Source organism: Capnocytophaga sp. oral taxon 864 (genome assembly GCF_002998835.1).
GTDB classification, from domain to species: domain Bacteria; phylum Bacteroidota; class Bacteroidia; order Flavobacteriales; family Flavobacteriaceae; genus Capnocytophaga; species Capnocytophaga ochracea.
In genome coordinates, this window is the sequence record NZ_CP027232.1 from 2,460,592 (window position 1) to 2,483,001 (window position 22,410).

General features: G+C 40.6%; 18 protein-coding genes and 1 pseudogene. 9 read left to right on the forward strand and 10 right to left on the reverse strand.

Annotated elements, in window-relative coordinates; all coding sequences use genetic code 11:
- Nucleotides 1-150 precede the first annotated feature (150 nt).
- The gene (gene topA, locus C3V44_RS11025; protein WP_106096490.1) at nucleotides 151-2,628 is read right to left on the reverse strand and encodes a type I DNA topoisomerase; all 2,478 of its coding nucleotides are present in this window, start codon (nucleotides 2,626-2,628) and stop codon (nucleotides 151-153) included.
- Between the two features lie 823 nt (nucleotides 2,629-3,451).
- Here topA and C3V44_RS11030 point away from each other — a divergent pair.
- From C3V44_RS11030 to C3V44_RS11070, 9 genes and pseudogenes are all read left to right on the forward strand, one after another.
- Nucleotides 3,452-4,239: pseudogene (locus tag C3V44_RS11030) on the forward strand (tol-pal system YbgF family protein).
- A 3-nt stretch (nucleotides 4,240-4,242) separates the two neighbouring features.
- Nucleotides 4,243-4,728, forward strand: a complete 486-nt coding sequence (ribH, locus tag C3V44_RS11035; RefSeq protein ID WP_106096491.1) for a 6,7-dimethyl-8-ribityllumazine synthase — start codon at nucleotides 4,243-4,245, stop codon at nucleotides 4,726-4,728.
- A 95-nt stretch (nucleotides 4,729-4,823) separates the two neighbouring features.
- Nucleotides 4,824-5,537 (forward strand): DUF4294 domain-containing protein, encoded by a 714-nt coding sequence (locus C3V44_RS11040; RefSeq protein WP_106096492.1) that lies wholly within the window; start codon nucleotides 4,824-4,826, stop codon nucleotides 5,535-5,537.
- Nucleotides 5,538-5,592: 55 nt separating this feature from the next.
- Complete coding sequence (locus tag C3V44_RS11045; RefSeq protein WP_106096493.1) at nucleotides 5,593-6,897, forward strand: sodium:proton antiporter; 1,305 nt, start codon at nucleotides 5,593-5,595, stop codon at nucleotides 6,895-6,897.
- Between the two features lie 14 nt (nucleotides 6,898-6,911).
- Complete coding sequence (locus C3V44_RS11050) at nucleotides 6,912-8,747, forward strand: GNAT family N-acyltransferase (protein WP_009410077.1); 1,836 nt, start codon at nucleotides 6,912-6,914, stop codon at nucleotides 8,745-8,747.
- A gap of 13 nt (nucleotides 8,748-8,760) precedes the next feature.
- A complete protein-coding gene (locus C3V44_RS11055; protein ID WP_106096494.1) occupies nucleotides 8,761-9,507 on the forward strand; it encodes a hypothetical protein in 747 nt (248 codons plus the stop codon).
- Nucleotides 9,508-9,511: 4 nt separating this feature from the next.
- A complete protein-coding gene (locus C3V44_RS11060; RefSeq protein ID WP_106096495.1) occupies nucleotides 9,512-9,946 on the forward strand; it encodes a DUF4268 domain-containing protein in 435 nt (144 codons plus the stop codon).
- Between the two features lie 181 nt (nucleotides 9,947-10,127).
- Nucleotides 10,128-10,877, forward strand: a complete 750-nt coding sequence (locus C3V44_RS11065; RefSeq protein ID WP_106096667.1) for an SDR family oxidoreductase — start codon at nucleotides 10,128-10,130, stop codon at nucleotides 10,875-10,877.
- Nucleotides 10,878-10,898: 21 nt separating this feature from the next.
- Nucleotides 10,899-14,057, forward strand: a complete 3,159-nt coding sequence (locus C3V44_RS11070; protein WP_106096496.1) for an efflux RND transporter permease subunit — start codon at nucleotides 10,899-10,901, stop codon at nucleotides 14,055-14,057.
- A gap of 715 nt (nucleotides 14,058-14,772) precedes the next feature.
- On the opposite strand, the gene C3V44_RS11075 is transcribed toward C3V44_RS11070, so the two are convergent.
- The 9 genes from C3V44_RS11075 to C3V44_RS11120 form a co-directional block, all read right to left on the reverse strand.
- On the reverse strand, nucleotides 14,773-15,936 hold the full coding sequence (locus tag C3V44_RS11075) for an OmpA family protein (RefSeq protein ID WP_106096497.1): 1,164 nt from the start codon (nucleotides 15,934-15,936) through the stop codon (nucleotides 14,773-14,775).
- Nucleotides 15,937-16,203: 267 nt separating this feature from the next.
- Entirely contained in the window at nucleotides 16,204-17,838 is a 1,635-nt protein-coding gene (gene groL, locus C3V44_RS11080; protein ID WP_009410083.1) for a chaperonin GroEL, read from the reverse strand.
- 24 nt (nucleotides 17,839-17,862) lie between these two features.
- Nucleotides 17,863-18,141 carry a co-chaperone GroES gene (gene groES / locus C3V44_RS11085; RefSeq protein ID WP_009419018.1) on the reverse strand — a complete coding sequence of 93 codons (279 nt, stop codon included), beginning with the start codon at nucleotides 18,139-18,141 and terminating at the stop codon, nucleotides 17,863-17,865.
- Between the two features lie 204 nt (nucleotides 18,142-18,345).
- Nucleotides 18,346-18,723 carry a preprotein translocase subunit SecG gene (gene secG, locus C3V44_RS11090; protein ID WP_002673422.1) on the reverse strand — a complete coding sequence of 126 codons (378 nt, stop codon included), beginning with the start codon at nucleotides 18,721-18,723 and terminating at the stop codon, nucleotides 18,346-18,348.
- Between the two features lie 11 nt (nucleotides 18,724-18,734).
- Nucleotides 18,735-19,571: a hypothetical protein gene (locus tag C3V44_RS11095; protein WP_106096498.1), complete on the reverse strand. Its 837-nt coding sequence runs from the start codon at nucleotides 19,569-19,571 to the stop codon at nucleotides 18,735-18,737.
- Nucleotides 19,572-19,597: 26 nt separating this feature from the next.
- Nucleotides 19,598-20,089 (reverse strand): LptE family protein, encoded by a 492-nt coding sequence (locus C3V44_RS11100; protein ID WP_009421919.1) that lies wholly within the window; start codon nucleotides 20,087-20,089, stop codon nucleotides 19,598-19,600.
- 70 nt (nucleotides 20,090-20,159) lie between these two features.
- Nucleotides 20,160-20,744: a Holliday junction branch migration protein RuvA gene (ruvA, locus tag C3V44_RS11105; protein ID WP_106096499.1), complete on the reverse strand. Its 585-nt coding sequence runs from the start codon at nucleotides 20,742-20,744 to the stop codon at nucleotides 20,160-20,162.
- 207 nt (nucleotides 20,745-20,951) lie between these two features.
- Entirely contained in the window at nucleotides 20,952-21,647 is a 696-nt protein-coding gene (locus tag C3V44_RS11115; RefSeq protein ID WP_106096500.1) for a hypothetical protein, read from the reverse strand.
- Nucleotides 21,648-21,713: 66 nt separating this feature from the next.
- On the reverse strand, nucleotides 21,714-22,298 hold the full coding sequence (locus C3V44_RS11120; RefSeq protein WP_106096501.1) for a Crp/Fnr family transcriptional regulator: 585 nt from the start codon (nucleotides 22,296-22,298) through the stop codon (nucleotides 21,714-21,716).
- Nucleotides 22,299-22,410 lie beyond the last annotated feature (112 nt).

Consider the following 22,410-nt stretch of genomic DNA (forward strand, 5'->3'; position numbering starts at 1 on the left):
AAGGGGGAGATGTGACGCAAAAAAGACTATGAAGTTGTAAATCAGAGATAATCATTTCTCAGATTTACATTATAAGAATACTTATTTTATGATACAAAATAGGCTATCAAGAAAGAAATCTTATCTTTTTGATAGCCTATTATTATTGTATTATTTCTTTTTAGAAGGGGCTTTTTTAGGTTTAGGCTCTTTCTCGGTAAGGAGGGCAAGAGCTTGTTCTTTGGTGAAAGTTGCTATATCGGTGTCTTTGGGGAGTTCTACTTTGGTTTTACCTTTGAGGAGGGTAAAACGTCCCCAGCGAGCTTTCTCTATACGGATAGCTCCTTCGTCCCATTCTTTCACTACCTTTTCCGATTCTTTTTTGAGTTTATCTTCTATAAGTTCTTCTACATCTTGCTGACTAAGATGGTCGAAATTGTACTTTTTGGTAACGTTTATATAGGTGTTGTTCCACTTAATAAAGGGACCAAAACGACCTACACCTTTGGTAACTTCCACTCCTTGATAGGTGGCAATAGGAGCGTCAGCTTTTTTCTTCTCGCCGATGAGTTGCTTAGCCCGCTCGAGAGTTACACTGAAAACGTCTTCACCTTTATCAAGTGATATAAAAGCATCGCCGTAGCGCACATAGGGTCCGAAACGCCCTACATTCACTTCTACATTCTTACCATCGACAATGCCTAACTGACGAGGAAGCTCGAAGAGTTTGAGGGCTTCTTCAAAAGTAATCGTTTCGATAGACATACCTGCCAATAGACTTGCATAAATAGGCTTTTCGGCATCATCGGGATTCCCTATTTGCGCCATAGCTCCATAACGACCTAAGCGTACGCTAAGAGGGCGCCCTGATTTAGGGTCGGTACCCAGCACGCGTTCACCTGTTTCACGACCTGTATGCTTTTCAACATTTTCTACTACGGGGTGAAAATGATTATAAAACTGTGTGAGCATCTTTGTCCAATTCTCAGTGCCTTCGGCTATTTCGTCGAAGCTATTTTCTACTTTGGCAGTGAAATTATAGTCCATTATCGTATCGAAATGGGAGACGAGAAAATCGTTTACTACACTACCTATATCGGTGGGGACAAGCTTGCCTTTATCGGCACCTACTCGTTCGCTAAGAGTTTGCGTTTTGATACTATTACCTGTAAGGGTGAGTTGCTGATAGGGGCGCACTTCACCTTCGAGTGTGCTACGTTCCACATATCCGCGGTTTTGAATCGTAGAAATGGTAGGAGCATAAGTAGATGGGCGTCCGATACCGAGTTCCTCTAACTTTTTCACCAGCGAAGCCTCAGTATAACGAGGTAGTGGACGAGTGAAACGCTCGTTAGCAGTAATATAACGATGCGTAAGAGCTTCTCCTTTTTTGAGATTGGGGAGCATTCCTTCTTGTTCTTCTTCCTCGTCGTCGGTACTTTCTAAATACACTTTTAAAAAGCCATCGAACTGTACCATTTCGCCATTGGCTACGAAGTGTTCTTTGTGCTTATCGGCTTCTATTTTTACGGTAGTGCGCTCTATTTGAGCATCTGCCATTTGTGAGGCAAGGGTGCGTTTCCATATCAGTTCGTATAGCTTATTCTGGTCGGGTTCAGTAGCGATAGAGGAGCGACTCATATCGGTAGGACGAATGGCTTCGTGCGCCTCTTGTGCGCCTTTGCTTTTAGTGGAGAACTTGCGCACTTGACTGTACTGAGCTCCGAAGAGTTGCACGATAGCGTTTTTGGCAGTGTTGAGCGCTTCTTGTGAAAGATTCACGCTATCGGTACGCATATAGGTGATAAAACCAGATTCGTAGAGGCGTTGGGCTACCGTCATTGTTTTGCTTACTGAGAAGTGCAGTTTGCGTGCGGCTTCTTGTTGGAGGGTGGAAGTAGTGAAGGGGGGCGCAGGCATTTTCTTGGCTGGTTTGGTTTCTAATGATTGCACTTTGAAATGCGCTCCGATATTCTGTTGCAAGAAGTTTTCAGCTTCGGCTTGTGTGTTGAAATTCTTAGGCAAAGAGGCTTTTACAACTTTGCCTTCTGAGGTGATAAATTCGGCAGTAATTCGGTAAGAGGATTGCGTTTTGAAGTCTTGTATTTCGCGTTCGCGTTCTACGATAAGGCGTACTGCTACCGACTGTACGCGTCCTGCTGAGAGTCCGCTTTTAATTTTTTTCCACAGTACGGGAGAGAGTTCATAGCCCACGAGGCGGTCGAGCACACGGCGTGCTTGCTGAGCATTCACCAGATTATAATCGATGCCACGAGGGTTTTTAATAGCGTTTTCAATAGCCGATTTGGTAATGGAGTTAAAAACGATGCGCTTGGTATTTTCCTTTTTTAGTTTGAGTGTTTCGGAAAGATGAAACGCAATAGCTTCTCCTTCACGGTCTTCATCGGAAGCGAGCCATACTACTTCGGCTTTGGACGTGAGTGCTTTGAGTTCTTTTACAAGATTTTTTTTGTCGTTAGAGATGAGGTAATTAGGTTTAAAACCGTGCTGGATATCTACGCCCAGTTCATTGGAGGGCAAATCGACAATATGCCCATAGCTGGATACTACTTTGTAGTCCTTACCTAAGAACTTTTCAATGGTTTTAGCCTTGGCGGGCGACTCTACAATCACTACATTCTTAGCCATACGCTTGTTTGTTTTTTGAGTTATTGGGTGCAAAAGTACAAAATAATTGCAAAATAGCAATGAGGGAAATGCCAATAATGCCAATAATGCTAGTAACCAACTTTGCCAAAGGTGCGAGCCGCACAGGCAGTCGTAGCACGACGGGCAGTAATGGAGTTCTCGGACGATTCAGACTTGTCGGACAGAAGTAAGACGAGATTAAAGGATTTATTGGAAAGAGCTAAGGAGATAGAAAGATATCGGAGAGATTCGGAAGTGGTGATTCAGGGAAAAGGTAAAAAATGAGCTGTAAGATGGGTGGGGTTAGCTTATAGAGAGCTTATAGGAAGCTTATACGAATCTTGGACGATTGGTATAGAAAGGGTGTGTAAAAAGTTGATTAATAGTATAATACAACAGTGCTAAAAATGTTAAAAACGGGGTTTCGAGGCGAAAGAAAGGGAAAAGGCACTAGGCCTTAGGCCATAGGCACTAGGGGGAGTATGACGGAAAAGGAGAAGGGATAATTAGGAAATTAGTAAATTAGAAAATTAGTAAATGGGGAAGTGTGAGATCTTAGGGCATAGGCACTAGGGGGAGTATGACGGAAAAGAAGAAATTAGGGACGAAAACATACTCCTTTAAAGAGGGAGTGTAGCGATGGAAAAGGGAAGAAATGAGGAATGACAAGGGACGAATGACGGAGGAGATGTGGAGAAAACTCGCCGTATATTAACTAATAGATAAAATGGGAAAAATGACTGATGAGTAAATAATTTTTTGTGTTTTGCTTTCTAATTAAAATAAAAGTTGTACTTTTGCCGAACTTTAATGAAAATTATATATGGCAACTTACAAAAAGAACAACAACCGACCTAATAGACAAAAAGATACCGAACATTTAGACGAAGCAAAACAGGCTCAATTACACAAAGAAAGTACTACTGCTGAGGTGTTTGATGCCCTCGATGCAGGCGCTACTCGCACCGAAGATTGGGTAAAACGCAATCAGAAGATTATTATTGGAACTCTCATAGCCGTAGCTGTGATAGGCTTGGGTTATTTGCTTTACCAACAGTTTGTGAAAGCCCCTAGGGAAAAGAATGCTGCTAATGAGCTTTTCTTTGCACAACAGTTCTTTGATGAAGCGATGGAAGCTACTGATGCTAGAGCGCAGGATTCCCTCTTTAAAGTGGCTATCAACGGTGGAAAAGGAAAATATGGATTTAAGCAAATTGCTGAAAACTACAGCGGTACCAAAGCTGCTAACCTGGCTGAATACGGTATGGGTATGGCTTATATGCGTTTGCGTGACTATAACAACGCAATAAATCACCTCAAAGAGTTCGACTCTACTGATGATATTTTCGGAGCTTTGGCTTATGGAAATATAGGTGATGCTTACCTTCAACAGAAAAATAACGCTGAGGCATTGAAATATTATATCAAAGCCTTTGAACATAGCAAGAATGACTTTGTAACTCCGTTATACCTAAAAAAGCAGGAATAGTAGCTTCTTTGCAAGGTAAAAAAGACGATGCCTTGAAATATTACGAGCGCATCAAAGACGAGTATCCTACTTCAGAAGAAGCACGTACTATCGATATCCTTATAGGGAAAATTAGTCAATAATTAATGGCAACAGAAAACAAAAACTTATCACAATACGATAAAAATATAATCCCAAATGCGGAATCTCTTCGCTTTGGGATTATTACTTCTCAGTGGAATGAGCAGATAACTTACGGAATGCGCAATGGTGCCATCGAAACCCTTAAAGATTGTGGTGCTATTGATGACAATATACTCTTATGGGAAGTGCCAGGGAGCTTTGAATTAGTGCACGCTGCCAAGCGAATGCTCGATACTACCGAGGTAGACGCTATTATTGTAATAGGCTGTGTGATACAAGGAGAGACTCGTCATTTCGATTTCGTGTGCCAGGGTGTTACCCAAGGTATTGCCCAGCTTAATGCGGAACAAAGTGAAGTGCCTATTATCTTCTGCGTTCTCACTGATAATACCTTCCAGCAGTCGCTTGACCGCAGTGGTGGTAAGCTGGGTAATAAAGGCGTGGAGGCGGCTATTACTGCAATAAAAATGGCGGTGTTAGGGAAGTGAAAAGAGAAAAGTGAAACGTAAAAGGTTGGAACAATTTTTGCAATGCAAATGTTGTTAAAGTCGTTAGATTTTAAAAATAAATAAAGAAAATCAGAATGAAATACATCATTGCACCTATACAACATTACCTTTTATTCTCTTACCCAGCTATCACTGTTTTTGTCTTTTACTTTTTACCTTTTACTTCTTTCTCGCAGAAGCGTGATACTATTTATATTTTTGACCAGCAATTTTATTCAGGAGATACTATTCGGCTTGCTGAGGTGAGTGTTTTTGGTAAAGAGCATTACTTTGGTGATGCAGAAGCTCAAAAGCGCTATTTGCTTCTCCGCAGTAGGGTGAAACGCGTGTATCCGTATGCCAAAATGGCTGCCGACCGGCTCTATACAATGGAACATACGATGGATACTATGCAAAATAAGCGACAAAAGAAGGTGTACGTAAAACGCACCCAGCGCTATATTGAAGACCACTTCACCGACGAACTCAAAAAACTTTCCCGCTCGCAAGGGCGTATTCTCATTAAACTCATTCACCGCCAAACTGGAAAAACGGCTTACGAATTGGTAAAAGACCTGCGCAATGGTTGGAATGCTTATTGGTATAACAAAACCGCGTGGCTGTACGACCTTTCTCTCAAAAAAGGCTATGACCCTATGAATGTAGAAGAGGACTATTGGATAGAGGAAATTATCTTGCGGGCTATCAATAGTGGAGAATTAGAATACCAAACCCCAGCTTTACTATATAACTTCTCAGACCTTGTAGAACAACGACAGAAAAGACTTCAAAAGCAATTAGCAAATTAGCAGATTTGCAAATTAGCAAATTATTTGTACCTTTGCCGAAAATAAAATAGTACTAATGGAGTTATACTACGCTTTTTCAGTAATTATCGTTTTAGCAGCTTTGTTTTCGTACGTGAATGTTCGCTACGTAAAACTGCCTATGACCATAGGTATTATGGTGATTGCTATGATGATATCGGTAGGCGTACGTCTTTTCGGAGGTGAAGTATTTACAGGGCTTGCACACCGTCTTGAATCGCTTTTACAAGGCTTTGACTTCACTGAAATACTGATGGGAGCAATGTTGAACTTCCTTCTCTTTGCAGGAGCTCTCCACATCAATATCAATGACCTTAAAAACTACAAAATCTCCATTTTTACTTATGCAACTATCAGTGTAGTACTTTCGGCTTTCTTTATATCAGTTTTGCTGTACTACATTGCTCCTTTGGTAGAAATCCATATTCCTTACGTTTATTGTCTGCTTTTTGGTGCGCTTATTTCTCCAACCGACCCTATTGTAGTGTTGGGAGTGCTCAAACAAGTGAAAGTACCTAAACGTATTGAAACTAAGATTACGGGTGAATCGCTTTTTAACGATGGGGTAGCGGTAGTAATGTTTGCCGTAGTGCTGAAATTGGCTACTAATAGCACTTTTGAGCCTTCGTTCTTCACTATTACTAAGCTCTTTCTCTTGGAAGCAGGAGGAGGTATTTTACTAGGAGTGCTCTTGGGATGGGTAGCCTCTCAAATGATGAAAAAAGCCGATGACTATCACGTGAGTGTACTTGTCACTTTGGCAGTGGTAATGGGTGGTTTTCTTATCACCAAAGCTTCTCACGTTTCTTCGCCTCTGGCAATGGTAATTGCAGGACTTTTTGTAGGTAATGTAGGCAAGAAAGCCAGCAGTGCAGAGAATAAAGATTACCTTGAAAAGTTTTGGGCAATCATAGACGAAATTATGAATGCTATCTTGTTCCTATTCATAGGATTTGAGATGCTACTGATAGACAATCTAACAGAGCAGTTCCTTTTAGGCGGGGTAGCTATTCTCGTATGCCTCTTGGGGCGTGCACTGGCGATTTATATTCCTGCCAAAACGATATTACGCAAGGTAGCTACCTATTCGCGAGGCTCGCTCATCACAATGGTGTGGGGGGGTATTCGCGGGGGAGTATCCATTGCCTTGGTACTTTCTATCCCTGCTGATAAAGGAGGATTTAAAGAAACACTGTTGCAAATTACTTATATTGTAGTATTGTTTTCCATTTTAGTACAAGGTCTTACCGTAGGCAAAGTGGCTACCAGAGCCTTGTATCGCGATGAGGTGATGACACGCTTGAAAAGAATGAAACAACTGCAAAGAGGGAAACAATCATAAGACTTTAAAGAAGAATGAGAAAGCAAAAAGATAAAGGATTGGTAAGTGCCAAAGAAGTAGCCAAAGCGATTAATATTGATAAACTTGGCTTCTTGGGTACTTTTGGAGGATGGGCACTGATGAAGTTGCTCCGTATCTCCAAGCTCAATGCTATTTACAACCGAAATAAACACTTTGAAGGGTTAGACTTCCTCAACAAACTGTTAGATGAGTTTGAAATAAAGTTCGAAATACCCGAAGAGGATTTTAAGAATATCCCCAAAGAAGGGGCTTTTATCACCATTTCTAACCACCCGCTGGGGGGAATTGATGGCATTCTGCTGCTCAAATTACTCTTAGAAAAACGCCCTGATTTCAAGATTATGGCGAATTTTCTCTTGCAACGTATTGAGCCTTTAGCACCTTATGTATTGCCGGTAAACCCCTTTGAAGACCGCAAAGATGCGAAATCTAGCGTGGTGGGTTTTAAGCATACCATTGCACACCTCAAAGAGGGCAAACCCTTAGGTCTTTTCCCTGCGGGGGAAGTATCGGTAACCAAAGAGGGGCAACTGATGGTGGATAAGCCTTGGGAAGAGGCAGCTATGAAACTTGCTAAGAAAGTGAAAGTGCCTATTGTGCCTATCTATTTTCACGCCAAAAACAGTAAGTTGTTTTACTTCTTGGCGAGCATCAGTGATACGTTGCGCACGGCTAAATTGCCCTCAGAACTGCTTACACAGAAAGAACGCACTATTTATATACGCATAGGTAAGCCTATTTCGGTAGCTATGCAAGATGAGCATACCGATTTGGAAGATTTTACCGAATTTTTACGTAAGAAGACATATATATTAGCTAATGCTTTAGAGCAAGATAAGAAGTTTTTACCACTCACTAACGTGTTGAAATCAAGCAAGAGCGGTAGCAATCCTCAACAGATAGAAGCGCCTATCAAACAAGACCTCATAGAGAAGGAAGTTGATAACATCACTAAAAAAGATTACCGACTGCTCAAAAACAACAACTACGAGGTATTCTTAGCACCTTATCAAGAGATTCCTAATATAATGAAGGAAATAGGACGCTTGCGTGAAATCACTTTCCGCGAAGTAGGGGAGGGGACTAACGCTTCGTCTGACTTAGATAAGTTTGACCTCTATTATCATCATCTTTTCCTTTGGGATAACGAAGCTAAGAAGATAGTAGGAGCTTACCGTATGGGCTTAGGGGCTGAAATATTCCCTAAATACGGTATCGAAGGCTTTTATACCCACGATTTGTTCCGTTTTGAGCCCGAATTATACGATATGATGAGTAAAACCATCGAGATGGGGCGTGCCTTTATCATCTCAGAATATCAGCAGAAACCTATGCCACTGTTTTTGCTGTGGAAAGGGATTGCTCACACCACTTTGCGTTATCCGGAACACTCATATTTGTTGGGTAGTGTGAGTATTAGTAACCAGTTCTCTGACTTTTCTAAATCGCTGATGATAGAGTTTATGAAGTCAAACTTCTATGACCCTTATATTGCACAGTATGTACGCCCTAAAAAAGAGTTCAAAGTAAAACTCAAAGACGAGGATAAAGATTTTATTTTCGACGAAACCAAAGCCGACCTCAATAAGTTCGACAAACTCATCGACGAACTCGAACCAGGTAACTTGCGTTTGCCGGTGCTCATTAAAAAGTACATTAAGCAAAACGCCAAAGTCATTGCCTTCAATGTCGACCCACTTTTCAACAACTCTGTAGACGGATTGATGTACATTCGCATCTCCGACCTCCCTGAAAGCACTATGAAACCCGTGATAGAAGAGTTTCAAGCCGAACTCGAAGCTCGAATGAAGAATAATGAATATGAATAAATATTAGAAACCAATGAAAAAGATATTATTTTTAGTAGCATTACTACCACTGACTCTTGTTGCACAAACTGTGATTGTGCCTAACCGTTATACTTTCCAAAAGGAGGATAATCAGTACCAGCTGAATGCACTTACGAAGTTTTTACTAGAAAAACAAGGTTTTAAAGCATATATGGAGAGCGAAGTCCCTGCTGAACTCCTCCAAAACCCCTGCGATGCTCTGAAAGCCGATGTGAAAAACCAATCGAATATGATGACCTCTAAGGTGCAATTTATCCTCACCGATTGTGCTAATAAAACCGTTTTCACTTCCGAGATAGGTAAAAGTCGTGAAAAGGAGTTCAAGAAGTCGTATCAAGAAGCCTTGCGCAATGCCTTTGAAGGGAATGCTTTAGCAACTTTTAAGTCGGAATACAAAGCACTTGTTACTACTCAAACGGCAATGGCAACGCTTACTCCTGCACAACCTACTACCATAACAAAAAGCAATACTCAAATAATAGAAGAAGACCCCTATATAGAATTTTTATATGCTAAAAAAGTGGATTTTTCATACGAATTGTATGATAAGAAGACTAATGAATTGCGTTATAAAATCAAACCGACTCTTACCCTGAATACATTCGTAGCTTATGATTTAAAAAATAATGAATTTGGAGTGCTTGAAAAGGACGGCTCCACATTCTATAAATTTACTTTGTTTAAAAAAATAGATGATAGAGGTCATACATTTTTAGCAAATATCCAATTCACACCTTAACCCCTTGTACAGCAAAGCTGAAGCAAAAAAACTACGCGAAGACTTCTGGATTTCCTTTGGCAAATCCTTTCCTCGGAAATGGACGCTTTACAATACCAAGATAAAGGATTTCAGCTTTAAGTTTTCATTCGACACTCGTAAAGCACGGGTGCTCCTCGCTGTGGAAGACCCTGACGAGGCAACACGTAGTTTGTACTATAACAAATTGTTGTCGCTGAAAACCATTCTGCAAGAACAATACCTCCCTGACGTTGTTTTCGAAGAGCACTTTCTCTTGAACAACGGTAAAGAAATCAGCTGTGTGTATGTAGAACTGCCAAACGTAACTATTCACAACAAAGCTACTTGGCAATCAGCGATGGAGTTCCTCTATCAATCGATGTTGCAGTTTGAAGCCTTTTGGGCAGAGTACAAAGACATAATACAAGAAGAAAAATAAGCACTACTTACCTCTGTATTATCCTTTGAAACTTTAAGAAAAGATTAACATCGAACCTCATTCTCACATAACTTTTTTGTCTTACCTTTGCATAGAATAAGGTAACACCCTCAAAGAGGAAGTGTTTTTTACAATAAAAGCACTTCCTTTTCTGTATTTAATATCTAATAAATTGGTAATTATGAAAGAAAACATCAAAGATAAAGTCGTGATTATTACAGGAGCCAGTAGCGGGCTCGGCGAAGCTACTGCTCTTTATTTGGCGCAGTATGGTGCTATAGTCGTAGCGGTTGCGCGCCGTAAAGATCGCTTGGAATCGCTAGTGAAACGTATCGGCTCTCAAGGCGGTAAGGCGCTTGCCATTGTATGTGATGTTACCAAACGTGAGGACTTGGAACGTGTTGCCCAAGAAACGCTCAAAGCTTACGGTCGTATAGATGTGCTGGTAAACAATGCTGGACTGATGGCACAGGCTCCTCTCGAAAAGCTTAAAGTAGACGAATGGGACAAAATGATTGATATCAATATCAAAGGGGTACTCTACGGTATTGCTGCAGTACTCCCAACGATGCAGAAGCAACATAGTGGACATATCATCAACTTATCCTCAGTAGCGGGTTTGAAGGTGGCGGCAGGTCGTGGCACGGTGTACAGTGGTACTAAGTTTGCTGTAAAAGCTATTAGTGAAGGTTTACGTATGGAAACCGCTAAAGATAACATTCGCGTGACTACTCTTTACCCAGGCGCAGTGGAGAGTGAACTTAAATATGGTAGCTCCGACCCCGAAGCTAGCGCAGGTATTCAGGCTTTTTATAAGGAATATGAGATTCCTGCCGATTCAGTTGCCCGTGCTATTGCATATGCTATTGAACAACCAGAGGACGTAGCTATCAATGAGATTACTTTGCGTCCTACTAAACAAGAATTTTAATTCAAGTATAACATCTAACTTATGATAAAAAACTTTATTAACAGACCCGTACTATCAACGGTAGTCTCTATCTTAATAGTAATTTTAGGGGTATTGGGGATTATCTCTTTGCCTATCTCTCAATATCCTGATATCGCCCCTGTAACGGTACAGGTATCGGCTAACTATGCAGGAGCCAACGCCGAAACAGTGCTTAAAGCGGTGGTGATTCCGCTGGAAGAACAAATCAATGGGGTGGAAAATATGGATTATATTACCTCATCGGCTTCTAATAGTGGTTCAGCAAATATTACTGTGTATTTCAAACAGGGTACCAATGGTGATATCGCGGCGGTAAACGTACAAAATGCGGTATCGCGTGCCAACTCTATTTTGCCATCGGAGGTAACCCAATCGGGGGTAACGGTACGCAAACAGAGTTCTGGTAACCTGATGTTCCTCAGCTTCTTTTCAGAGAATAAAGAGTTAGACGATGTGTTCTTGCAAAACTACTTGAGCATCAATGTGATTCCTGCAATCAAACGTATCAGTGGGGTAGGGGATGCCAGTGCTTTTGGAGGTAAAACCTATTCTATGCGCATTTGGTTGAATCCGCAAAAACTCCAAGCCTATGGGCTCAATCCTACTGAGGTAACTGCTGCAATTTCCGCTCAGAGTAGAGAAGCGGCTGCGGGTACTTTGGGGCAAAACAGCGGTAGTAGCTATGAATATGTGATTAAGTACAAGGGAAAATACACCCAAGTATCGGAATATGAAAATATAGTACTCAAAGCGTTAGATGGGGGTCGTATTCTCCGTCTTAAAGATGTAGCTAAGGTAGAACTCGACGCGCTCGGATATACAGGGTTTTCAGAAAGCAAAGGTCGTCCTGCTGTGGCAATGGGTATCTCACAAACGCCAGGCTCTAATGCTCACGAGATTATCCAAAATATCGAAAAGCTCTTAGACGAGTTGAAACCTTCTTTGCCCGAAGGGATTACTTATACTATCAACTACAACGCCAACACTTTCTTAGATGCTGCCATTTCTAAGGTGGTGTCTACCCTCTTGGAGGCTTTCTTATTGGTGTTCTTGGTGGTGTATATCTTCTTGCAAGACTTCCGTTCTACACTCATTCCTGCTATTGCGGTGCCAGTGTCTATCGTGGGTACTTTCTTCTTCTTGAATCTCTTTGGCTATTCTGTCAATATGCTTACCCTCTTCGCCTTGGTGTTAGCTATCGGTATAGTGGTGGACGATGCCATTGTGGTCGTCGAGGCTGTGCACGCCAAGATGGAACAAACTCACGAGAAAGCTAAACCTGCTACAATTTCAGCTATGAACGAGATTACAGGGGCGATTATCTCTATCACCCTTGTGATGGCAGCAGTGTTCGTACCGGTAACCTTTATGGGTGGTACTACGGGCGTCTTCTACAAACAGTTTGGGGTAACTCTGATTGTAGCCATCGTGATTTCAGCTATCAATGCACTTACTCTCAGTCCGGTGCTTTGTTCGCTCTTCCTCAAACCTCACGGCAATAAAGAATATGAAGAAAAGTCGTGGTTCGGCAAGTTCTTCCACAAGTTTAATATAGCTTTCAATGCCGCTACGCATAAATATGGGCAAACCTTTACCTTCTTCCTTCGTCATAAATGGGTAACCTTAGTGCTCTTACTTATGGCAGGAGGTGGTATCTATTTTGCTAATAAAAGTATGAAATCGGGGTTTGTGCCCAGTGAAGACCAAGGGTTTGTGATGATGGATGTATCGATGATTCCTGGTGCCTCTATGGAACGTGTAGCTAATATTATGCGTGAGGTAAACGAAAGTCTTTCCAATATCCCAGGTGTCGAAAATGTTACCTTTGTTACTGGTCGCGGTATGATTTCAGGCGAAGGTAGTAATAATGGTATGGGTTTTTTCAAGCTGAAACCTTTTGAGCAGCGTTCTAAACTTCCTGGTCAAGACATTCAGTCGATTATCAACAATGCCTTTCGTGCAGTAGCCAATATCAAAGATGCCAATGTGATTTTCTTCCAACCGCCTTCCGTGCCTGGTTTTGGTGTAGGAGGTGGGGTGTCGTTTGTACTTTTGGATAAATCCGGAAGTGATATCAGTGAGGTGAACAAGAATGCACAAGAGTTCTTGGGTGCCCTGATGCAACGTCCCGAGATACAGTTTGCCCAAACGTCTTTCAATGTGAACTATCCACAATACCAAATGGATATTAATGTAGAACGCGCTATGCAGTCGGGTATTACAGTGAGTACTATTCTATCGACCTTACAGAATTATATAGGGGGCTTCTATGCAACTGACTTTACCCTTTACGGAAAGCAATACCGTGTAATGGTACAATCGTTGCCCGAAGCGCGTAAAGACCTCAATAGCCTTAATAGCTTATTCGTGAAAACAGGTAGTGGAACAATGGCACCTATTACCGAGTTTGTAACTCTTACACGTACTTTCGGTCCGCAATCGCTCAGCCGTTATAACCTCTTTACTTCGGTGTCTATTTCGGCTCAGAACAACCCTGCCTATAGTACAGGTGATGCTCTGAAAGCGGTAAAAGAGGTGGCTGCCCAAACCCTCAATAATAATTATGGAATCGACTATACGGGCTTAACGCGTGAAGAGCAGAATGCCGGTTCACAAACTATTCTCATCTTCTTGCTCAGTTTGGTGTTTACCTATTTTATTCTCTCGGCACAGTATGAGAGTTACCTATTGCCACTATCAGTGCTCTTCTCTTTGCCTTTTGGTATCTTTGGAGCGTATTTAGGACAATGGCTTTTTGGATTAGAAAATAATATCTATTTCCAAATTTCCCTTATTATGCTGATGGGACTCTTAGCTAAAAACGCGATTTTGATTGTAGAATTTGCTGTGCAACGCCGTCGTATGGGTGAAAGCCTATCTAAGGCAGCTATCAATGCTGCAATGGCGCGTTTGCGCCCTATCTTGATGACCTCCTTTGCCTTTATCGTTGGTTTGATGCCATTGGTATTCGCCTCAGGAGTAGGTGCTGAGGGTAACCGCTCAGTAGCTACGGGAGCCGCTATCGGTCAGCTTATTGGTACCTTTTTCGGACTTGTTGTGATTCCGGTATTCTTTGTATTCTTCCAAGCGATACAAGAGAGTATTAGTGGTCATAAAGAAAAAGAAGAGATATTTGTAGAGCCTACGGGCGAATATTAAATGCCTGTTGTACTACGACAAAAAAGGCTGTCTGCTTTTTAGCAGACAGCCTTTTTATTTTCTATTACTAGTATATTATTTTTGCGTCGTTTTTGCGTTCAATACTTTGCCAAAGTTAGAAACTTTAGTAAATTTGATATCTCTTTTGTGTCGCAATCCGTACAAATCTTACTTCCTTAGTTACTAAATTCACCCTATAAACCTCGCAGATTTGTGGAATCTGTGTAATTCTGTGGGATTTTTTTAATTATCTGATGTTTTTCTTATTCTGAACTCAGAAAGTAGTAATATTGTTTTTATTTGTCAAAAACGCTATTTTAACACTTTTTCTTCAGTAAAGTTATAAGGGCTTTTTACCTATTGATATCCAATATTCTAACACCTTCCCTTCGTCTTAGATTCGTCTTAGGTTCGCCTTAGCTTCGCTCTACCTTCGGTTAAACTTCAATTAAAAGATAACAAAGGTTTTTCTAATATTTTACTGATAAATAATGTTTTAATGTTTTTGACATCACGAAATACTATCAAGTGTTCTACTTTCTAAACTTTAAAAAAATTGCAGGGTTTTAAAAGAGATTAACATTTTTTCAGCATTGACCTTGCCTCTTTTAATTCGAGTCAAACTCACGTAATAGAAAATAAAAAAGGCTATCCTAATTAGGATAGCCTTTTCCTTAATTTTTATTTGTAAGTTCTTATTTTGTAGGGTATTTGATTACTCTACGATATTAGCGATACTTACACGGTTCCAATCTGGTTCACTGAACATATCACCGATACCATTACCTTCAGCTTGGATTCTATCAGCTGAGATTTTGTAACGTTTAACTAAAAGGTTTTTAACAGCTTCAGCACGAGCGGTAGCTAATTGTTTGTTCTTTTCTAAGTTTCCTTCTGGTGAAGCATAACCTTTGATACTAACTTTAGCATTCCTATATTTGTTAAGGTAAGAAGCGATACGCTCTACGTTAGGCAATTGAGATGCATCGATAGTACTTTTAGCTACACGGAAAGTAACTACTGATTCCAAAGTTTTCTTGTTTTTAGTAACTACTTTTTCTACTACTTCTGGTTTCTTGTTGCGAGCTGCTTCTAAGTCATCTTGCAATTTATTAACTTGTCTTTGGCAGTCAGACAATTCTTTGTTTTTGCTGTTCAACTCATCACGAAGTCTACCCAATTCTGCGCTATTGTCAGGATTTTGAGTAGCTGTAGTGAAGTGGTGAGCACCATTACTTCCTTTGAAACGGTAAACCACACCAACAGTAGCTTGAATGAAAGAGTTCAAACTGTTTAAGCTGTTTACAGAACTTTTTTCAGTAGGAACGTCTACGCCATACACAATAGCAGGACTTAATTTAACTCCCCACGCTTTGCTTTCGCCTAAATTGAATAATAAGTTAGAACCAAACTGAGCAGACATACTATTGCTTCTGTAGTTTTCTCTGTAATTAGGAGCGATATCTTGTACATATCTGTGGAACCAACCAATTCCTGCAAAACCTTCTACTTCGAAGAAACGAGGAGTTCCTTTGTAACCAGCGATAAGGTTACTCAAGTTTACAGTACCTACCAAACTTACATTAGTTTTGTCTATAAAGTTACCTGCATCTACATCATTGTCAAGGTCTACTGGACGTACATACGCCATACCTTCAACGCCTAAACGGAAAGCAGGAGAGATTTGTTTACCAATCTCAGCTCCAAAAGTGGCACGGGTGTTTTTAATAAAAGCTTCTTGGTGTGTGTAAGAGAATCCACCACCTTTAACACCTACTTGCCAGTTGTCAAAAAATTTGCTCTTACTTAGCATATCTTGTGCGTTAGCACTTGTTATCACTGCAACGACAGTTGCAATACTTAATAAGGTTTTTTTCATATAAAAAAATGTTTATTACTTGTGTTTTTAAAATTCGGGGCAAATATACGACTTTTTTTATTTGTACAATCATTTTTAGTAATAAAATATATGCTTTTTGCATTTTAGCCCTGTTTTTTAACGTTTCATTTACAAACTGTTTGCATTTCTTTCACATTTCAAAGAGATAATATAGTTTTTGGGTGTAAAAATCAGGGAGAGTTTCATTGTAAACTCTCCCTGATTTTCGTGTTAATAAAATATGATAATAATGCTATGAATTTACAATTACATCATTCCTGGCATACCACCACCCATTGGAGGCATTGCAGCTGCTTTATCGTCTTTGATGTCTACCAAAGCACATTCGGTAGTGAGAATCATACCAGCTACTGAGGCAGCGTTTTCAAGGGCTACACGAGTTACCTTTTTAGGGTCGATGATACCTGCTTTAAACATATCGGTATAAGTACCTGTTTTAGCATTGTATCCGTAAGCATCTCTTGAAGCCTCGAGTACACGAGCTACGATTACAGAACCTTCAACCCCTGCGTTTTCTACGATAGTGCGCAAAGGAGCTTCCAATGCTTTGAGGATAATTTTAATACCTGTTTCTTCGTCGGCATTGAGAGGTTTTAGTTTTCCTAAAACATTTTTAGCACGAATAAGCGCTATACCACCTCCTGCTACGATACCTTCTTCAACAGCTGCACGAGTAGCGTGAAGAGCATCATCTACACGGTCTTTTTTCTCTTTCATTTCCACTTCCGAAGCTGCACCTATGTAAAGCACGGCTACCCCACCAGAGAGTTTAGCTAAACGCTCTTGTAGTTTTTCACGGTCATAATCAGAAGAGGTGTTTTCGATTTGTGCTTTGATTTGTGCTACACGCGCTTTGATATCATCAGATTTTCCAGCACCATTTACAATAGTGGTGTTATCTTTGTCGATACTTACTCTTTCGGCAGTACCAAGCATATCGATAGTAGCGTTTTCAAGGGTAAAGCCTCTTTCTTCGGCAATTACAGTACCACCAGTTAGGATAGCGATGTCTTCGAGCATTGCTTTACGACGGTCACCAAAACCAGGAGCTTTTACAGCAGCGATGCGAAGGGTACCGCGCAATTTGTTTACTACTAAGGTAGCTAATGCTTCACCATCGATATCTTCAGCGATAATCAAAAGAGGTTTACCAGATTGAGCTACAGGCTCTAATACAGGAAGCAAGTCCTTCATAGTAGAGATTTTCTTGTCGTACAACAAGATATAAGGGTGGTCGAGTTCTGCAACCATCTTTTCAGAATCGGTTACGAAGTAAGGAGAGAGGTAACCGCGGTCGAACTGCATTCCTTCTACTACGTCTACGTAAGTATCTGTACCTTTTGCTTCTTCTACGGTGATAACCCCTTCTTTACCTACTTTCTCGAATGCTTGAGCGATAAGTTCGCCAATAGTATCGTCGTTGTTAGCAGAGATAGAGGCTACTTGTTTTATTTTTTCAGAAGAAGAGCCTACTTCTTTAGCTTGTTTAGCCAAGTGTTCTACGATTTTTGCTACGGCTTTATCAATACCGCGTTTTAAATCCATTGGGTTAGCACCAGAAGCTACGTTTTTAAGACCTTCTTTTACGATAGCTTGTGCTAATACAGTAGCGGTAGTAGTACCGTCGCCTGCGAGGTCATTGGTTTTAGAAGCTACTTCTTTTACCATTTGAGCGCCCATATTTTCGAGAGCGTCTTCTAGTTCTATTTCTTTAGCAACGGTAACCCCGTCTTTGGTTACTTGTGGTGAACCAAATGATTTGCTAATAATCACATTACGACCACGAGGACCTAATGTTACTTTTACTGCATTTGCTAATGCATCAACGCCACGTTTTAAACCTTCGCGAGCGTCTATATCAAATTTAATATCTTTTGCCATTTCTTTAGTTTTTAGTTTTTATGTTTAGATAACTGCTAATACGTCGTTTTCACGCATAATAAGGTAGTCTCTACCTTCTAATTTTAGTTCAGTACCGGCATATTTGCCATAGAGTACTGTATCGCCTACTTTTAGGGTTACAGGGTTATCTTTAGTACCTGCTCCAACGGCTACAACCGTACCTTTTTGAGGTTTTTCTTTTGCAGTATCAGGGATGATAATACCTGATGCGGTAGTAGTTTCGGCCACTGCGGGCTCAATCACTACTCTATCAGCTAAAGGTTTAATATTCAATTTTGCCATTATTTGTTTAGTTTTTAGTTATTTTTTTTGTTTAGAAAATAGGAATTAGGTGTTAGGGAATTACATCGCCCGCGCCCCCTTCGAAAGGGGGATGTGGGGATGTTATCTAACCTTTTCATTCAAGTATTTTAATTCCTTTTATAAAAAATCGAAGAGGATATTTCAGAAAGTATGCCAATCTGTAAAAACTGACTTTTTGTCAGTTTAGTTACCTGTATTAGAAGATGTGGCAGGAGTAGCAGGCATTTGAGTAGCATTGTTGGCAGGTGCTTGTTGGTTAAGAGGGTTTTCTACAGGGGCAGTAGGGGTATTGCCATCGAGCAGTTTAGAATCGGCATTTACACCGGTATTGCCTTGTAGTAAGGTGTTAGCGATAAGGATAAGCACTCCTAAAGCAGTAGCAAACGTCCAAGTACTGCGTTCGAGGAAATCACCTGTTTTTTTCACACCACCTACTACTTGTGTATTGCCACCGAAAGTAGAAGAGAGTCCACCTCCTTTAGGGTTTTGTACCATAATTACTAAAGCGAGTAGCAAACATACTACCACGATAAGCACTAAAAAGATGTTGAATGTAGTCATTTCTCTATAAATTAAAATAAATTATTTTGTTGTAGTTTTTTGATATTTTCTATTTGGGCTGCAAAGTAAGCACTTTTTTCTGGATTTTTCAAAATTAATATTTCATACGCTTGTATAGCTTGCTTAAATTTGCGCTGATTTACATATACTTGTGCCAATGTTTCGGTCATTAATTGTTTAGGGTCTGAGTTTACATCATCGGCTAAATTTACGTTGGATACATAGTCTTTGGAGGCTTCAATCTTAGGATTGTTTTCCAAAAACTTATCAATGAGTTTGAACTTCTCGGCTACCTTGTCGTCTTTATAAGATACTTCGGTATGGTCATCGGAGATGTTTTCTAACCATTGAGAGATATTGTCAGTATCAGTTTTAGGTCTTTCCTCTGTTTTTGGTTCAAAAGCATCGGCTAACTCTTGGTGATTTACCAAATCTTCGGGGAAAATAGGTTCTTCGAAAATAGATTCGGGTACATTAGGGCGATACAAGCGCGGTTCGTGGTCGATGTAACTTACCTTAGGAGGTGTATTCTCAGTTTCTTCGGCTTCCTTGCGTTCTCTGGCTTTGCGAATACGTTCAAAATCACGACGTAGGGCTGAGAAATCAGGGATAATACTTTTAGAATTGATAAAGTCGAACAATACTGAGCGGTCGGTTACGTGTACCGCAGCGAGTTTTAAGGCTTTGTTGTACTTGTAGTTTTCTTCGGAATGCAATATTTTGAGTTGTAACACCCTTGCTGCTTGGAAATAAGGATATTCCTTCACTATCTCGTCGAGTTCATATACTTGATCATCGTTAATAGTGTAGGGATGCCTAATAATCTCTATGAATTGTTTTACTGTCAATCTTACCTTTTATCTTTACCTAATTGTTACCAATCTGCTAATGAGGCGTTGAAAATATCTTGGGTGATACGCTCGAATATCTGTGGGATAGCTTCGCCTTTTACTGAGTTGAATTGTGCAGCTGCAGGATAATCATAGTAAAAAGAAAAGCGTTTTTCAAAGTCTTTTTTATCTTCTTTATGATTAGTAAAGCGCACATTTACGCCTATGGTTACACGGTTTTGGGCAGCGGTTTGTCCTGCGGTAGCCGTCATAGGGGTAATGTTAAACTCTACGATTTCGCCTTCGTACACAAGGTCGCCATTGCGGTCGGTAAGGCTGAGGTTGGTTTGGTTGTTAATCAAATCTTGTAAGGCGATGGTAAAATCGCGGTCGAGTCCAGGTTCTACCAAGGGAGCATCGTTGCGAAAGAAGTTTACTTGAAAAGTCTTTGCATCGCCTGTACTTCCTCCTGTAAAGTTGTAGATACCACAACTTATAGCAGTGAAAGCCAAGAGTATATATAAGATATATTTCATTTTACCAATCAATTAGCGGGCAAAGATACGAAAATAATTACGAATGACAAATTACGAATGATGAAATTTTTTACAAGCGCTTGAGGGCTTGCTTGATGATTTCTTCTACTGAAAGCTCTTCGCTGCTTGATTTGATAATGATATTGACTACTTTTTCGGCTTGTTTGCGCATAAAGCCCAATACTTCTAAGGCAGCAAGAGCTTCTTCTTTGTGGGTGCTTACAGCGTTCATAGGCACCTCTTCAAAGTCTTGGAGCTTGAGCATTTTATCTTTTAAATCTAATATTACCCGTTGGGCTGTTTTAGCACCTATACCTTTTACTGCTTGAATGGTAGCTACCTCGCCATTGATGATAGCACTGCGCACTTGTGTAGCCGTAAGTGCTGAGAGCATCGTACGAGCAGTACTAGCACCTACTCCCGATACTGAAAGAAGCAATACAAACACTTCGCGTTCGGCTTTGGTGAGGAAGCCATAGAGTGTATGGGCATCTTCTTTTATTTGCAAATAGGTGTATAGTTTAATAGCTTCGCCTTCGGGTAGCGCTGAATAAGTATTCAAGCTGATATTTACGAAATAGCCCACCCCGTGGCAGTCGATTACTACGTGAGTAGGGTTCTTTTCTACGAGTTTTCCTTGTAATTGTGTAATCATTAGTTCAATTTGAAGATTGAGTAGTGCAAAGGTACAAAAAATTAGAGAATTAGCAAATTAGAAAATGAGAGAATTAGAAAATTAGTAAATGGGGTGCTAGTTACAAGCTTGAACTAGAAGAGATTAACTTTGCCAAAGGTGCGAGTCGCACAGGCAGTCGTAGCACGACGGGCAATTAACTTTGGCAAAGTGTGTGATTGTTCATTCTCAATTATCAATTGTGAATTGAGAAAGTAGTTCTTCCGAGCGTTTGCGTCCCGCTAAATAATGAGGGTCAAGCTCTATGGCTTTTTGTAGATAGGCAAGGGCTTGCGGGCGGTATTTGCGCTGAGGGTGTTGCTTTGCCCACGCCCAATACACAAAACTCATTATCTTCCACGAAGCGTACTCGGGATTTTGAGCCTCCTTGCGGATGATATTTTCAAAGTCGATTTTGGCTAAAGCACGCTTGCTGAAATAAAACCAAGGTAGGTTCTCGGCTACGCTACCGCGCATAAATTCAGGAAGATAGTGTACCGCTCCGTACTTTTTAATAGCCGTTTCAAAGAGTTTAAAACTCTTGCCGATAAGAGAGAGCTTAAAAGTTTCGCCGGCTACCAAAGCCATTGCCGAAGCCTCGTAAGAAAGGATAAAAGGCTGTAACGCCTCAGGTGTTTCGGGGTTGGCTTCGCATTCTGATAAAATCGTGAGACTCTTTTGTGCATAGCCTTTGTACTGCTTGCTAAAAAAGCCTAAATTTAAGGCTACTTCGTGATAAATAATCCCTAAGCGCACTTTGTTCAGCAAGGAAGGGTTTGCCTTGTAATCAGCTTCTACTTCAGGAAGTTTGGCTTGTAAAAGGTCGTTGTCGATGAATTCCATTACATCGTCTAAGGCGATTTGATAATCGTTGAGTGTTTTCATTACGCGTTCTTTTTTAAATTTGGGGCAAAGGTACGGCGCAATGAGCTTCTCACTCGTTGACTTAAGTTAAAATTTTTTAGTGTGCATACGTTTTTGCAATCGGCTTAAACTTTCGGGACTGATACCCAGTAGATTGGCAATGTACTTCTGCGGTACTCGCTGAAAGAGTTCGGGGCGTGAGTGCAACAGATGTTGAAAGCGCTCTTCGGGTTTATCGGCAGCAAGGTACATAGCGGTATCGGTGGCGCGCTGTAAGATTTGTTCCGCCATCAACCTGCCGAAAGTCTCAAAGTTGTGATGCAGGGCGTAAAGGGCAAAGAGCTGTTCTTTACTGATACTATAAACAGTGGTCTCGTCTAAGGCTTGCAACGACAGATTGGAGGGGGTACCGTTATTAAAACTCATAAAGGAGGTCGTCCATTGATTTTCAAGCGAAATATCACAGGTCTTTTCGGTGCCGTCCTCTTTGGTATGAAAGTGACGCACACAGCCTTTGACGATAAAAAAGAGATATTTACAAGGCTGAGGAGCTTCTAAGAGCATTGCTTTTTTAGCAAAGATGCGCTCTTCAAAAAAACTGTCTACCGCGCTGAGTTCTTCGTCGGTAAAAGGAAGGGCTTGCTGAAAATGTTTTTTTAAAGAATCGTACATTGACAAGGCTTATTACTTTAATACTGATGTTAAATTAACTATTAGGAGCGACAAAAGTAGGAGAAAATTAGCAAATTAGCAAATTAAAAAATAAGAGAATTAGCAAATTAGC

Bases quoted from the DNA above. Each gene is read 5' to 3' on its own strand.
- C3V44_RS11065 (WP_106096667.1), top strand. From the start codon at position 10,128: ATGAAAGAAAACATCAAAGATAAAGTCGTGATTATTACAGGAGCCAGT.
- C3V44_RS11050 (WP_009410077.1), top strand. From the start codon at position 6,912: ATGAGAAAGCAAAAAGATAAAGGATTGGTAAGTGCCAAAGAAGTAGCC.
- C3V44_RS11040 (WP_106096492.1), top strand. From the start codon at position 4,824: ATGAAATACATCATTGCACCTATACAACATTACCTTTTATTCTCTTAC.
- C3V44_RS11120 (WP_106096501.1), bottom strand. From the start codon at position 22,298: ATGTACGATTCTTTAAAAAAACATTTTCAGCAAGCCCTTCCTTTTACC.
- secG (WP_002673422.1), bottom strand. From the start codon at position 18,723: ATGACTACATTCAACATCTTTTTAGTGCTTATCGTGGTAGTATGTTTG.
- groL (WP_009410083.1), bottom strand. From the start codon at position 17,838: ATGGCAAAAGATATTAAATTTGATATAGACGCTCGCGAAGGTTTAAAA.
- groES (WP_009419018.1), bottom strand. From the start codon at position 18,141: ATGGCAAAATTGAATATTAAACCTTTAGCTGATAGAGTAGTGATTGAG.
- C3V44_RS11075 (WP_106096497.1), bottom strand. From the start codon at position 15,936: ATGAAAAAAACCTTATTAAGTATTGCAACTGTCGTTGCAGTGATAACA.
- C3V44_RS11115 (WP_106096500.1), bottom strand. From the start codon at position 21,647: ATGAAAACACTCAACGATTATCAAATCGCCTTAGACGATGTAATGGAA.
- C3V44_RS11100 (WP_009421919.1), bottom strand. From the start codon at position 20,089: ATGAAATATATCTTATATATACTCTTGGCTTTCACTGCTATAAGTTGT.
- topA (WP_106096490.1), bottom strand. From the start codon at position 2,628: ATGGCTAAGAATGTAGTGATTGTAGAGTCGCCCGCCAAGGCTAAAACC.
- ribH (WP_106096491.1), top strand. From the start codon at position 4,243: ATGGCAACAGAAAACAAAAACTTATCACAATACGATAAAAATATAATC.
- C3V44_RS11045 (WP_106096493.1), top strand. From the start codon at position 5,593: ATGGAGTTATACTACGCTTTTTCAGTAATTATCGTTTTAGCAGCTTTG.
- ruvA (WP_106096499.1), bottom strand. From the start codon at position 20,744: ATGATTACACAATTACAAGGAAAACTCGTAGAAAAGAACCCTACTCAC.
- C3V44_RS11070 (WP_106096496.1), top strand. From the start codon at position 10,899: ATGATAAAAAACTTTATTAACAGACCCGTACTATCAACGGTAGTCTCT.
- C3V44_RS11055 (WP_106096494.1), top strand. From the start codon at position 8,761: ATGAAAAAGATATTATTTTTAGTAGCATTACTACCACTGACTCTTGTT.